The organism is Agromyces sp. CCNWLW203, from assembly GCF_036576125.1.
In the GTDB taxonomy this organism is placed as follows: domain Bacteria; phylum Actinomycetota; class Actinomycetes; order Actinomycetales; family Microbacteriaceae; genus Agromyces.
Genome location: NZ_JAZHYX010000003.1, coordinates 387578 through 401287 on the forward strand (window position 1 = coordinate 387578; position 13710 = coordinate 401287).

Annotated in this window: 13 protein-coding genes; 3 read left to right on the forward strand and 10 right to left on the reverse strand. The window is 71.0% G+C overall.

Going from position 1 to position 13710, the window contains the following annotated elements:
• Positions 1-135 precede the first annotated feature (135 nt).
• The 10 genes from trmD to VPH61_RS10050 all read right to left on the reverse strand — a co-directional run bounded on the left by trmD (position 136) and on the right by VPH61_RS10050 (position 10839).
• Entirely contained in the window at positions 136-825 is a 690-nt protein-coding gene (gene trmD, locus VPH61_RS10005) for a tRNA (guanosine(37)-N1)-methyltransferase TrmD (RefSeq protein ID WP_332063345.1), read from the reverse strand.
• 7 nt (positions 826-832) lie between these two features.
• A complete protein-coding gene (gene rimM / locus VPH61_RS10010; RefSeq protein ID WP_332063346.1) occupies positions 833-1504 on the reverse strand; it encodes a ribosome maturation factor RimM in 672 nt (223 codons plus the stop codon).
• A gap of 1 nt (position 1505) precedes the next feature.
• Positions 1506-1742: an RNA-binding protein gene (locus tag VPH61_RS10015; RefSeq protein ID WP_022891825.1), complete on the reverse strand. Its 237-nt coding sequence runs from the start codon at positions 1740-1742 to the stop codon at positions 1506-1508.
• Positions 1743-1745: 3 nt separating this feature from the next.
• Positions 1746-2153 (reverse strand): 30S ribosomal protein S16, encoded by a 408-nt coding sequence (gene rpsP / locus VPH61_RS10020; RefSeq protein ID WP_332063347.1) that lies wholly within the window; start codon positions 2151-2153, stop codon positions 1746-1748.
• Positions 2154-2360: 207 nt separating this feature from the next.
• The gene (locus VPH61_RS10025) at positions 2361-3887 is read right to left on the reverse strand and encodes an aminopeptidase P family protein (RefSeq protein ID WP_332063348.1); all 1527 of its coding nucleotides are present in this window, start codon (positions 3885-3887) and stop codon (positions 2361-2363) included.
• A complete protein-coding gene (locus tag VPH61_RS10030; protein WP_332063349.1) occupies positions 3884-5212 on the reverse strand; it encodes an alpha/beta fold hydrolase in 1329 nt (442 codons plus the stop codon). Before VPH61_RS10030 ends, VPH61_RS10025 begins: the two co-directional genes overlap by 4 nt.
• Positions 5209-6174 (reverse strand): ABC transporter permease, encoded by a 966-nt coding sequence (locus tag VPH61_RS10035; RefSeq protein ID WP_332063350.1) that lies wholly within the window; start codon positions 6172-6174, stop codon positions 5209-5211. Before VPH61_RS10035 ends, VPH61_RS10030 begins: the two co-directional genes overlap by 4 nt.
• Positions 6171-7118, reverse strand: coding sequence for an ABC transporter permease (locus tag VPH61_RS10040; RefSeq protein WP_332063351.1), 948 nt, complete (start codon positions 7116-7118; stop codon positions 6171-6173). The genes VPH61_RS10035 and VPH61_RS10040 overlap by 4 nt, the downstream gene beginning before the upstream one ends.
• Positions 7115-8992 carry an ABC transporter ATP-binding protein gene (locus tag VPH61_RS10045; protein WP_332063352.1) on the reverse strand — a complete coding sequence of 626 codons (1878 nt, stop codon included), beginning with the start codon at positions 8990-8992 and terminating at the stop codon, positions 7115-7117. Before VPH61_RS10045 ends, VPH61_RS10040 begins: the two co-directional genes overlap by 4 nt.
• Positions 8993-9075: 83 nt before the next feature.
• Positions 9076-10839 carry an ABC transporter substrate-binding protein gene (locus tag VPH61_RS10050; RefSeq protein WP_332063353.1) on the reverse strand — a complete coding sequence of 588 codons (1764 nt, stop codon included), beginning with the start codon at positions 10837-10839 and terminating at the stop codon, positions 9076-9078.
• Positions 10840-11009: 170 nt separating this feature from the next.
• Between VPH61_RS10050 and VPH61_RS10055 the strand changes: the two genes are divergently transcribed.
• The 3 genes from VPH61_RS10055 to VPH61_RS10065 all read left to right on the forward strand — a co-directional run bounded on the left by VPH61_RS10055 (position 11010) and on the right by VPH61_RS10065 (position 13672).
• Positions 11010-11948, forward strand: coding sequence for an ornithine cyclodeaminase family protein (locus tag VPH61_RS10055; protein ID WP_332063354.1), 939 nt, complete (start codon positions 11010-11012; stop codon positions 11946-11948).
• A gap of 19 nt (positions 11949-11967) precedes the next feature.
• Positions 11968-12951: a proline racemase family protein gene (locus VPH61_RS10060; protein ID WP_332063355.1), complete on the forward strand. Its 984-nt coding sequence runs from the start codon at positions 11968-11970 to the stop codon at positions 12949-12951.
• A 151-nt stretch (positions 12952-13102) separates the two neighbouring features.
• Positions 13103-13672 (forward strand): putative immunity protein, encoded by a 570-nt coding sequence (locus tag VPH61_RS10065; RefSeq protein ID WP_332063356.1) that lies wholly within the window; start codon positions 13103-13105, stop codon positions 13670-13672.
• The last annotated feature ends 38 nt before the right edge of the window (positions 13673-13710 follow it).

Below are 13710 nucleotides of genomic sequence, written 5' to 3' on the forward strand. Positions count from 1 at the left end.
TGACCCGCGCTCTCCGGCGGGAACCGGTCTCACCCGCCGATTCGACGCTAGGGAGGGCGTGTTTCGCGGACCGCACCCACGTGTTTCGGGCAGGTGAAGAACGGCTCACGCCGCGCAGCCGGGGGTACGGACCGGCTACTCGCCGAGCAGCTCGGGGCGCACGCGCCGGGTGCGCTCGATCTGCTGCTCGCGCCGCCATGTGGCGATCGCCCCGTGGTTGCCCGAGAGCAGCACGGGCGGCACCTCGAGCCCGCGCCAGGATGCCGGCTTGGTGTAGCTCGGGTACTCGAGGAGGCCGTCCTCGTGGGACTCCTCGACGAGGCTCTCGGGATTGCCGACGACGCCGGGCACGAGCCTCCCGGCGGCCTCGATCATCGCCATGACGGCGACCTCGCCGCCGTTCAGCACGTAGTCGCCGAGGCTGATGAGCCGCACGCGCATGCGCGTCGCGTAGTGGTCGACGACGCGCTGGTCGATGCCCTCGTAGCGGCCGCAGGCGAACACGAGGTGCTGCTCCAGGGCCAGTTCCCGGGCGATCTGCTGCGTGAAGGGCTCGCCGGCGGGCGACGGCACGATGAGCAGGGCATCGGATGCCCCGTCGCCCACGATGCCGTCGATCGCCTCGCCCCACGGCTCGGGCTTCATGACCATGCCCGCGCCGCCGCCGTACGGCGTGTCGTCGACGGTGCGGTGACGGTCGTGCGTGGAGTCGCGCAGGTCGTGCGCGGTCACCTCGATGAGGCCCGACTGGCGCGCCTTGCCGAGCAGTGACAAGTCGAGCACCGAGAAGAACTCGGGGAAGATCGTGACGATGTCGACGCGCATCGGCGGATTACTCGTCGCGGTCGGCCTCGGCGGGCGCCGCGGCATCCGTCTCGGCGGTCTCGACCGGAGTGGTCTCGGCCGTCTCGGCCGCGGCCTCGGACGGCGCGGCGTCGGACGCTGCTGCCGGCGTCGCCTCGACCTCGGGAAGCTCTTCGAAGAGTCCCGGAGGCGGGGTCACGGTGACCGTGCCCGCCGCGAGGTCGACCTCGGGCACGATTGCCGACACGAACGGCACCATGACCTCGCCGCTGCCGGTCTTGACGATCAGCAGGTCTTGCGCGGGGAAGTGCTCGACGTGCGAGACCTCTCCGACCCGCTCGCCGTTGCGCACGACCGCGAGGCCGATGAGCTGGTGGTCGTACCAGGCGTCGTCTTCAGGCGCCTCTTCCTCGACGTGCGAGACCCAGAGGATCGCCTTCGCGAGGCCCTCGGCCTCGGTGCGGTCGTCGACGCCCTCGAAGAAGCCGACGGCGTGCCCGTTGTACCAGCGGAGCTCACGGAGCGTGAGGCTCTTGCCGTGCCACGGCGAATCGCCCGGCACCTGCAGCGAGAACTCGGCTCCGGGCACGAAGCGCCGGTCGGGGTCGTCGGTGTAGAGCTCGATCTTGATGGCGCCCTTCAGGCCGTGCGCCTTCAGCAGGCGCCCGACCCGGAGCTGTGTACCGGAAGTGTCGGCCACGTCAGTCGTCGGTGTCGACGACGTCGACGCGAACGCGGCGACCGTCGGCGAGGGCGGTGACGAGCGTGCGGAGCGCCTTCGCGGTGCGGCCGGCACGGCCGATCACGCGACCGAGGTCCTCGGGGTTCACGTGAACCTCGAGGACCTCGCCACGTGCGCTCGACGCGGAGACGACCTTCACTTCGTCAGGGTGATCGACGATCCCCTTGACGAGGTGTTCGAGCGCGGACTGGAGCAAGGCTTACGCCTCGTCCGTCGCGGTCTCGGCGGGAGCCTCTTCGACCTTGGCCGCGGGCTTCTCGGCCTTGGGCTTCAGCACCGGCTTCTTCTTCTCGTCGGCGACGAAGGCGGCCTTCGGCTCTGCGACCTTGACGGTCGAGACGGCGTTCTTGTCACCCTTGAACTTGCCCCAGTCGCCCGTGAGCTTGAGGATCGCCGCGACCTGCTCGGTCGGCTGCGCGCCGACGGAGAGCCAGTACTGCGCACGGTCGGAGTCGACCTCGATGAACGAGGGGTTCTGGGTGGGGTGGTACTTGCCGATCTCCTCGATCACGCGACCGTCGCGCTTGGTGCGCGAGTCGGCGACGACGATGCGGTAGTACGGCGCACGGATCTTGCCGAGACGCTTGAGACGAATCTTGACAGCCACAATTCTCCTGAAATGTTGTGAGTTGGCGAACTGACAGCCGTGAGCGTGGGGTGCACACTCGGCGGAAGCTCAAAGGGGTTCTGCGCGCCTGATAGAGGGTCGGGCGATACAGAACTCGACTGATCATTCTTGCAGATTCCGCGCCGAAACGAGAATCGAACCGTGCCGGGCGTCCCGGAGTCGGTGCGCGACGGGGTCTCCGTGCGGTCAGCGGGCCGGTGCCGCCTCCGCCGCGGTCGGCGCGGGACGCTCCGAGCGGACCGCTGCCAGCCAGGCCTCGAGGCCCGCCGCATCGATCGGAAGCCCGCTCGAGAGCACCTCGTGGCCGGTCGCCGTCACGACGAGGTCGTCTTCGATGCGCACTCCGAGGCCGCGGAGCTCGGGCGGCACCGTCTCGTCGAAGGCGTGGAAGTAGAGGCCGGGCTCGACCGTGAGCGCCATGCCGGGCTGCATCACGGCGCCCTGGTAGGCGGCGTAGCTCGACCCGGCGCAGTCGTGCACGTCGAGGCCGAGGTGGTGGCCGACGCCGCACACGAGGTAGCGGCGGTGCTGCTGTCCGTCGGGAGCGAGCGCCTCGTCCACCGAGACGGGCAGCAGCCCCCAGTCGTGGAGACCTCGTGCGATGACCTCCATGCTCGCCGTGTGGAAGTCCGACCACGGTCGGCCGGGGGCGACCGCGGCGAGGCCGGCCCGGTGCGACGCCTCGACGAGATCGTGCACGGCCCGCTGCGCCGAGGTGAACGTGCCGCCGGCCGGGATCGTACGGGTCACGTCGGCCGTGAACCCCGACCGGCGTTCGACGCCGACGTCGAGCAGCAGCAGTTCGTCGGGGCTGATGCCGCCGTCGGCGCGCACCCAATGCAGGATCGGCGCATGGGCGCCCGAGCCCACGATCGACGCGTAGCCCGGGCCGTTGCCGACGGTGCGCGCGTAGCGATCGAAGGTGCCCTGCAGCCACCGCTCGCCGCCCCACTCGATGGCCGACGAGAGCTCGCGCGCCATCGCGGCGAACCCGTGCTCGGTCGAGGCGACCGCGGCCGAGAGCTCGGCGAGCTCCCACTCGTCCTTGATCATGCGGAGCTCGGCGAGCACGCGGCGCAGTTCGGCCGAGTGCGGAACCGCCGCGAGCGCGGCTGCGGCCGGTCCGGCGGGTGTCGGCGCACCCGCGACGAGGGCGTCGTCACCGAGTGCCAGCTCCTCGATGCGGCGCGTGCGCACATCGAGCGCCTCGGCGTACTCGGCGAGGCCGGGCATCGGCCCGACCCAGAGTTCGCCGCGGAGCGGGTCGGCGTGGAAGCCGTCGTCGCCCGGCCGGAACGGTGCAGGCAGGTACAGCGTGGCGTCGTGGCCGCCAGGCACCGCCTCGATCACGAGCACCGCGTCTTCGATGCCGCAGCCGAGAAGCCAGAGGAAGTCGCTGTCGGCGCGGAACTCGAAGCTCGTGTCGTTCGCACGCACCGGGGCACGGCCGGCCGAGACGGCGATCGTGCGGCCGGGCAGCGCCTCGGCGAGCCGCGCGCGGTGGTGGTGTGCGGCGAGCGCGGCGCCCGACGGGATCACGGGCGTGCGAATGGGCGTGCCCCAGCCGGAGCGCATGGACTCGTTGAAGCCCGGCGACAGCGCGAGCCGCGGCATCCGCGGGTCTCGCTCGTCGGGAGCGGGCATCGAGGCGGCCGCCCTCCCGCCGGGCGCACTCTGGTGCGTGTGCGTGTGTGCATGGGTCTGTTCGGTCATTCGGGGTCCTTTCGGGCGCGCGTCCGAGCGCGCGGTGCATGTTCCGAGCCGGCGACGCGCCGGTCGAGTGCGTCGAACAGGCGTCCGGCGACCTTTCCGGTGTGCAGCCCGTCGTGCTCGAACTCGTTGGTGGTCCAGGCTTCGAGACCGGCGACGCGGTCGACGGTCTCGAGCGAGAGGGCGGCATCGACGTACATGTCGTCGAGGTAGACGGCGGCCTCGATCGGCACGGCGTTCGCCGCGAGCCGTGCGTGGTCGTAGAGCTCGATCGGCCGCTCCGTCTCGGCGAGCCGCTCGACGCCCGCCCGGAATCCGCGGAGGGCCCGCAGCTCCTCGAACATCCATGGAAAGACCATCTCGCCCGTGAAGCGCAACGGGCGGGCGTCTGGGGCGAAGTCGGGGTTCGCACCTCGGGCCCACTCGGCCGCCCAGGCCGTGGGGCCGGAGCCGTAGATGCTCTCCTGCAGCGCGATGAAGAGCGGGTTGCGATCGAAGGCCGTGAGGGCGCCGACGCTCGAGAGGAAGGTCTCGCCGAGCACGGTCTCGTCGACGTCGGCGAAGGCCTCGTCGAACAGCCAGTGCACCCGGTCGAACCCCGGTGCCATGCCGAAATCGAAGCCGAGGGTCTGCAGGCGCCGCACGGTCAGCCGGTCGCCGTCGGGCAGGCGCACGTCGGCCGCGTCGAGCAGGTCGGCGACGCGTGCGATGCGCTCCCCGAGATGCGGCAGCCGCTCGGCGAACCGGAGGTTCTTCGCCCGCACGCGCGGGAACGTGCGGGCGTACACCTCGTCGGCCGACGGATCGAGGCTCGGCAGTCCGCCGGTGATCGCCGAGGCCGTGATCGCCTCGGGCGCCACCGAGAGGTAGTGCAGCGTGAGGAACCCGCCGTAACTCTGACCGAGGGTCCACCACGGCCGGCCGTCGTAGTGCGCGTGCCGCAGTGCCTCGAGGTCGCGCACGATCGAATCGGCGCGGTGCAGCTCGAGGATTCTCGCCGACTCGTCGGCGCCGAGCCCCTCGAGCTGCCGCCCCTCGACCGGGGTGGAGCGGCCGGTGCCGCGCTGGTCGGGCAGCACCACCCGGAACCGCGCGAGCGCCTCGTCGAGGAAGCCGTCGCGGCCGAGCGGCCTCGGCGCCTTGCCGCCAGGTCCGCCCTGCAGGTAGACGAGCACCGGCAGGTCTTCGTCACGACGGGCGGCGTCGACGAGCTCGCGGGCGAACACGCGGATCGTCGAGCCGTCGGGATCGGCCCAGTCGAGCGGCACGTCGAGCCACAGCTCGCGTGCCGCGACATCCGGGCCGATCGGATACCAGCGCGCGCTCATCGGGCCGCCGTCCGCACCCGCGAGTCGAGCAGCGCGTACGTCGTGTCGACGATGAGGTTCGAGACGACGACGAAGACGCCGCCGAGCAGTACGATCGCGATCACCACCGGTCTATCCTGCATGGCGACCGCGGTCACCGCGAGGCTGCCGACGCCGAGCAGGCCGAAGACCTGCTCGATGACGATCACGCCGCCGAGCATGAGCCCGATGTCGATGCCGAGCTGCGTGACGAGCGGCGGCATCGCGCTGCGGAACGCGTGCACGTAGGTGACCCGCCGCTCGTCGACCCCCTTGGCGCGTGCCGTGCGGATGTAGTCCTGCCCGAGCACCTCGAGCATCTGCCCGCGGGTGAGCCGCGCGTAGACGGCCGCGACGACGAGGGCGAGCGTGAGCCACGGCAGGAGGAGATGCCAGGCCCACTGCAGCGGGCTCTCGCCGAACGGCACGTAGCCGCTCGGCGGGAACAGCATGAACCCGAGCTTCGTCGGCACGAAGTACAGCAGATAGAGCGCGAGCATGCCGAGCACGAAGGTCGGGAAGCTGATGCCGACGATCGCGAACCCCTGTCCGAGCCGGTCGCGCACCGAGCCCGGATGCTTCGCCGAGACGATGCCGATCGGGATGCCGATCGCGAGCCAGAACACCATGCCGCCGAAGACGAGCGACATCGTCACCGGGATGCGGGAGACGACAAGCTCGGAGACCGGCATGCTCGAGCGGTACGAATAGCCGAGGTCGCCCTGCAGCAGGTTGCCGATGAAGGCCACGTACTGCTCGGTGATCGGCCGGTCGAGCCCCAGGTTCGAGCGGATCTGCGCCATGAGCTCCTCGGTCGCCTTGTCGCCCGCGATGATGCGGGCCGGGTCCGACGGCGAGACGTAGAAGAGCATGAACACGAAGACGCTGAGGAGGAAGAGCACGAGCACGCTGAACGCGATGCGGGAGAGGATGAACCGGGTCATGCGCGCTTGCCCTTCGAGACGGCGGCGGGATCGAGGGCGTCGCGGAGTCCGTCGCCCAGCAGGTTGAACGCGAGGGTCAGCGCGAGCAGCGCGCCGCCCGGCACGACGACCATCCACCACGCCACGAGGTAGAGCGAGCCGTTCGCGGCATCCGCGAGCATGTTGCCCCAGCTCGGCGTCGGCGGCACGATGCCGAGCCCGAGGAACGAGAGCGTCGCCTCGAACACGATCGCCGCCGGGATCATGAGGGTCGTGTAGACGATGATCGGCACCACCAGGTTGGGCAGGATGTCGCGGAACATGATCGAGGTGCGCGACGCGCCGAGCGAACGGGCCGCTTCGACGAACTCCCGGTGGCGGAGCGCGAGCACCTGACCGCGGATGACGCGGGCGAGTCCCGTCCAGCTGAAGAACACGATCACGGCGATCGACAGGCTGAGGCTCGGACCGAGCACCGAGACGAGGGCGATCGCGCAGAGCAGAAACGGCACGCTCATCACGAGGTCCATGGTGCGGCTGAGCACCGTGTCGACGACCCCGCCCGAGAACCCGGCGACGGTGCCGATCGCGATGCCGATCACCGAGGCCACGATCGAGGCGAACACGCCCACGAGGAGCGAGACCTGCGCGCCGTAGGCGAGGCGCACGAGCACGTCGCGGCCGAGCTGATCGGTGCCGAGCAGGAACTCGGAGTTCGGGCCCACCGGGATGCCCTCGGGCGTGAGCCCGGTCTCGCGGAACTGCTCGGTCGGGCCGTGGCCGGTCCAGGCGGCGATGAGCGGGGCGCAGAGCGCGAACGCGATGATCAGGAGGATCGCGATCAGGGAGGCGATGCTCGCCGGATCGCGCAAGAGCCGGGTGAGCGTGAGCCGGCCGGAGCCGCGCGCCTGCACCTCGGTCGAGGCGCGCGCCGCCGCGGCCGGAGTCTTCGGCAGGATGCTCACGAGGCGACCTCCACGGCGAGGCGGTCGGTGCTGCGCTGATCGTCGGCACCGGGGGCGATCGTCTGGGACAGCAGCACCCGATCGCGCGGCTCCCGCGGGATCTCGGGGGCGGCTGCGGCCAGGAGGCGCCGGGTGAACGGCTGCTGCGGATCGTTCCAGACCTGATCGGCGGTGCCGAGCTCGACGATGCGCCCGCCCTCCATGACGGCGATGCGGTCGCAGACGTGGCGCACGACCGCGAGGTCGTGCGAGATGAACAGGTAGGTGAGGCCGAGCCGGCGCTGCAGCTCGTCGAGGAGGTTCAGCACCTGCGCCTGGATCGACACGTCGAGCGCCGAGACCGGCTCGTCGAGGATCACGAGCTCGGGATTCAGGGCGAGCGCCCGGGCGATGCCGATGCGCTGGCGCTGCCCGCCCGAGAACTGCGAGGGGAAGCGGTTGTAGTGCTCGGGGTTCAGCCCGACGAGCTCCATGAGCTCCTGCACCTTCGCCTGTCGCTCGGTGCCGCGCGCGAGCCGGTGGATGCGGAACGGGTCGCCGATGATCGAGCCGACGCGGCGCCGCGGGTTCAGCGAGCCGAACGGGTCTTGGAAGACGAGCTGCACGCGCCGCCGGAGGTCGCGCCACTGCGCGCGGTCGAGGTTCGCCGTCGGCGCACCATCGAACTCGACGCTGCCCGCGGTCGGCGCCACGAGGCCGGCGATCGCTCGCGCGAGCGTGGTCTTGCCGCACCCGCTCTCGCCGACGAGACCGAGCGTCTCGCCCCGCCGCACCTCGAGTGAGATGTCGTCGAGCACGACACGCGGTTCGCCGCGGCGCTGCGGGAAGGCCAGCCGCAGGGCGTCGATCGTCACGATGGGGTCGTCGGGGCTCGCGAGGAGACTCGGCGGCGGGAGCACCGGTGGATCCGGCTCGACCGGGGTCGACTCGAGCCAGCAGGCGGCCTCGGTGCCGTCGTCGTAGCGACGGACCGGCGGCGTCGTGCCGCAGATCGCCATCGCGTCGGGGCAGCGGTCGCGGAACGCGCAGCCCGCGGGCGGTGCGAGCAGGCTCGGCGGGCGCCCGCCGATGGGCACGAGCGGCGTGCCCGGCTCCCGGTTGAACGACGACGACCGCAAGAGCCCGGCGGTGTAGGGGTGCGCAGGGCCGCACAGCACCGCATCGGCAGCCCCGAGTTCCATGCGCCGGCCGCCGTACATGACCATGACCCGGTCGGCGACGCGCGAGAGCACGCCGAGGTCGTGGCTGATCATGAGCACGGTCGTGCCGAACTCGCTGCGCATCTCGCCGAGGAGGTCGAGGATCTGCGCCTGCACGGTCGAGTCGAGCGCCGTGGTCGGCTCATCGGCGATGATGAGCGCCGGGCCGAGCGAGAGGCCCATCGCGATCATCACGCGCTGTCGCATGCCCCCCGAGAACTGGTGCGGGTAGGCATCGAAGCGCGCCGCGGCATCCGGAATGCGCACTCGATCGAGCAGGTCGATCGCGCGCGCCTTCGCGGCCTTCGCGCTGACCTTCTCGTGCGCCTGGATCTGCTCGACGATCTGCCAGCCCACCGTGTACTGGGGATGCAGGCTCGACAGCGGGTCCTGGAAGATCATGCTGATCTCGCGCCCGCGCACCGAACGGAGCTGCTCGGGCGCGAGCGAGAGCAGGTCGCGGTCTCGGAACAGCACGGAGCCGCTCGTGCGCGCACCGGGCACGAGGCCCATGATCGACTGCACCATCACGGACTTGCCGGAGCCGGATTCGCCGACGACGCCGAAGAACTCGCCCTCGTGGACGGAGAAGGAGACGTGCTGCACCGCGTGCACGGTGCCGTCTTCCGTTGGAATGTCGACGGCGAGGTCGCGCACGTCGAGGAGGATCGTCATAGGGGTCCCTCGATCTGACCCGGTGGCCGGCCGAGGCCGGCCACCGGGTATGTCGGTTGCGGGTGTGCGAACGGGGCGAAGGGCTACTTCGTGAGCCAGACGTTCGTCCAGTCGCCGTTCTGGCTCTGGGCGTACGGCTCGAAGCCGCCCACGCGGGCCGAGTGGTAGTTCGGCTTCAGGCGGTACGCGATGCTGACGATCGGCGCGTCGGCCATGACGGCCTCGTCGACCTGGTGCCAGAGATCCGCGGCCTCCTCGGGCGTCGCGGCGGCGAGCGCCTCGGCGGCGAGCTCGTTCGCGGCATCGCTGTTGAAGTCCACGTAGTTGTACGTCTGGTGCGTGCCGTCGAAGACGAACTGCGGCTGGAAGACGCTGCGCGCCGCGCCGCCCTGCCAGTCGGGCGACCAGCCGACGAGCGCGATGTCCCAGGCGCCGGAGGTCGCGTTGTCGGGGTTCGTCATGAAGTTCGCGTAGTAGTCGGTCGGCGGCACGGGCGTGAGCTCGACGGTGATGCCGGCGCGCTCGAGGCTCGCCTGCACGGTCTGGGCGATGTCGGGCTGGGTGCCGACGTTGCGGTACGGCAGCTTCAGGGTGAGGCCGTCGGGGTAGCCTGCCGCGGCGAGGAGTTGCTTCGCCTTCTCAGGGTCGCCCTTGCCGCCGTCGGTCGCGTACTCGTCGGACTCCTCGTAACCGAGGATGCCGGGACCGAAGATGCCGTTCGTGACGCCGGCCAGCTCGGATCCGCCCATCGTCTGCACGACGGCCGCCTTGTCGACCGCGTACTGGAGGGCCTGGCGGACCTCGAGCTTCGCGAGCGCACCGCCGTTGTTCGTCGAGGCCGTGTTCATCCACATGAACTGGTCGACGCCGCCGTTCTCCATGGTCGAGAACTTCTCGTCGCCGGTCGCCTTGAGCTGCTGGATGTTCGCCGGGCTCGGCGTGAGGTCGAAGAGCATGTCGGCCGATCCGGCCTGCAACTGCTGCATGGCGGCGTCGCCCTCGACGCCCATCGTCATCTCGATACCGTCGACGTAGGCCTTGCGGAGCGGGTCGCTCTCGGGATCCCACGCGGGGTTGCGCTCGAGCACGAGCTTCGCGTCGGGCGTGTACTCGGCCACCTGGTAGGGGCCGGACGACACGAAGCCGCGACGGTACTCGGGCGAGTCGGGCAGCGCGTCGAGCGCCTCGATCGGTGCGGGGTCGGCCGCGTCGAGCGAGAGCATGAACGGGAAGTCGCTCGCCGGCTCGACGAGCGTGAACTCGATCGTCGTGTCGTCGGGCGTGGCGATGCCCGCGATGTCGTTGCCCTCGATGTAGTCCTTCATCGGGCCGACCTCGGGCGCGACGGCCGCGAAGCCGGTGCAGAACTCCTCCATGCCGACGATGAGGCCCTGGAAGTAGCCGGCGAGTGCGCCCGAGATGTGCGGGTTGCAGAGGCGCTCGATGCCGCGGGAGACATCGCCCGCGACGATCGGTCGCGCGCCGTCGGGTGCACCCCAGGTGACACCGTCGCGGAGCGTCACGGTGTACGTGAGGCCGTCGGCGCTCGGCGTCGGCACCTCCTCGACGAGGTCGGGCTGGAGCACGATGCGCTCGGCCGCGTCGTCGCTCGCCGCGTAGCTGAGCAGCGACCGCGAGACCGAGCGCATGACGCTGTAGGTCGGCACGTAGGCGACGAGCTGCGGGTCGAGGTGGTCGACGTCGCCGTTCGCGAGCACCTTGAGCGTGCCGCCGGATTGCGGTTCGCCGTCGTTCGATTCGGTACCGGGTGAGGTCGTGCACGCGGTCAGCATGAGTGCCGTCGAGACGGCGAGCACCGCCGCGACGCGAGAAGTGGATCGAGCCATGAGTCACCTTTGAGTCATTCGCTGTGTCCGCACGTCGGACGACGCGCGCATTGCCGTGCTCGAACGCTGCAGCGGATTCCGTCGCTCGTGGCGGCGGGTCCGCATGAAGTCCAAGATCGAGGACATTATGCAATGTGTGACATATTACGCATCACCCGTACGATGTGTCCATGCCCGGTATCTTCGATTCGCTCCAGCTGCTCGACGGCCCCGCCATCGCCCGGCGCATCACCATGCGCCAGGCCATCGACGCCCTGCAGCAGGCCCTCCGCGGCGGCTTCGACCCCGACGACGACCCGGCACGCGCGATCGTCGACGTACGGCACGGCCAGCTCCTGCTCATGCCGTCGGACCTCGGCGCCTGCGCCGGCCAGAAGCTCGCGACCGTGGCGCCGGCGAACCCCGCACGCGGTCTCGAACGCATCCAGGCGATCTACGTCGTGCTCGATGCCGAGACCCTCTCGCCGGTCGCCCTCCTCGACGGCACGGAGCTGACGAGCCTGCGCACGCCGGCCGTGTCGGCCGCCGCCGCCGACGTCGTCGCCGCGCCCGACGCGGTATCGCTCGTCGTCTTCGGCACCGGCCCGCAGGGCGTACGGCACGTCGAGGCGATGCGCGCCATCCGCCCCATCGAACGCGTGCGGTTCGTCGGCCGCGACCGCGCGAGGGCCGAGCAGGCGGTCGCCTCGGTCGCCGGCAGCGGCCTCGACGTGGCCGTCGGCAGTGCAGCGGATGTCGCGGACGCCGACCTCGTCGTCTGCGCCACGACCGCTCGCGAACCGCTCTTCGACGCCGCGCTCGTGCGCGATCGCGCAGCGGTCGTCGCCGTCGGCTCGCACGAACCCGATGCCCGCGAGCTGCCGGGCGAGCTCCTCGGCCGCGCACGGGTGCTCGTCGAGTCGCGGCGAGTGGCCCTCGCCGAGGCCGGCGACGTCATCCTCGCCGTCGCCGAGGGGCACCTCTCCCCCGAAGCCCTCATCCCCATGGCGCGGCTGTTCGAGGGCGGCGGGCTCGAGGCATCCGCTCGGCCCGTCGTGATCAAGACCTGCGGCATGGGCTGGCAGGATCTCGCCGTCGCCCAACTCGCCCTCGCGGACGACTCCCTCTGACGAACGAACGGAACGCATGATGCACTGGACGACCGAAGACTGGCACACCGCGGGCGAGCCCTTCCGCATCGTGCTCGACGTGCCGACCGAGGGCGACACCGTCGCCGCCCGCCGGGTCGCGGCGATGACCGGTGAGGCCGATGCCGTGCGCCGGTTCCTCTGCCTCGAACCGCGCGGACACGACGACATGTACGGCGGATTCATCACCCCGCCCGACGACGACCGCGCCGACTTCGGCGTGCTGTTCTGGCACAAGGACGGCTTCTCGACCGCCTGCGGGCACGGCACCATGGCGCTCGGCGCCTGGGCGGTGCACACGGGCCGGGTCGCAGCACCCGACGACGGCGAGGCCCTCGTCACGATCGACGTGCCGAGCGGCCGCGTGCAGGCCCGCGTGCAGCGGAGCGCCGGGCGGACGACCGGAGTCGTGTTCCGCAACGTCCCGTCGCAGGTGCTCGCGACCGGCATCCCGCTCACGACGAGCCGCGGCGACGTCGTCGTCGACCTCGTGTTCGGCGGTGCCGCCTACGCGACCTTGCCCGCCGCCTCGCTCGGCCTCACGGTGGATCCGGCCGACACGACCGAGCTCATCCGGCTCGGCCGCGAGATCAAGTGGGCGCTGAACGACCACCCGGCCGCGCAGCTCGCTGACGAGCGTCTCTCGGGGGTATACGGCACGATCCTCGTCGACGACCTCGGCCGCAACGACGACGGCCCGTGGCAGCGCAACGTCACCGTCTTCGCCGACGGCGAGGTCGACCGCAGCCCGTGCGGCTCCGGCACGGCCGCCCGCGTCGCCCTGCTCGCCCATACCGGCGAACTCGCCGACGGTGAGGTGCTCACGCACGACTCGATCATCGGCACGCGCTTCCTCGCGCGGATCGCCGAGCGCGTCGAGGGCGGCGTCGTGCCCGAGGTCACGGGCCAGGCGTACCGCGTGGGCGCCTGCGAGTTCGAGCTCGACCCCTCCGACCCGCTCGCCGAGGGCTTCAGCCTGCGCTGAGGGTCGACCATCGCGTGCACAACTCCGGACCGGACGTGCGCCACGCCGTGCCGACGAGGCCTCTCGCCGGCGTGTCGGCCCAGAGATCCGAAGTTGTGCACGCGATGCGAGGCGCCTGGAGAGTTCCAGACCTGCGTGCGAGGCTGATGGTGTGCCTTCTCCGCAGTCGCTGAGTGAAACCGACCGCCGTCTCGTCGCAATGTGGGCGGCGGACTGCGCCGAGCGAGTGCTGGCCGTCTTCGAGTCCGAGGCCCCGACGGATGACCGGCCACGGGACGCAATCGCGCGAACCCGTGCCTTCGCTCGCGGTGAACTCGACGCCGCAGGAGAGATCCGTCGACGATTCGTCGCCGGGCGTGCTGCGAAGGCAGTGGAATCCCCCGCGGCCGTGGCCGCCGCCAAGGCCGCCGCACAGGCTGCCGGCGTCGCCCACATGGGTGCGCACGCGCTCGGCGCCGCCGCCTACGCCGCGAAGGCCGCCGGCCTCGCCGCTCCTGAGCGCCCCGGCGCCGTCCACGACGAAGTCGCCTGGCAGCTCGCGCAGATGGACGAACGAACGCGGACGGCGCTTCGGAAGTTGCCGCCGGTCGGCGAGGACGCCGCCGGCCCCCTCGGCCCAGGGCTCCTCGCGTCAGGAACGCTCGGATCGGTCATCAGCGAGATCCAGGCCGCGCTGCTCGCGCACACAAGTTCGGAACGAAAGGGCGCCGCGCCGCGCTGATGGCGCAGGGCGGCGTTTCCGCTCTCCGTTCCGAACTT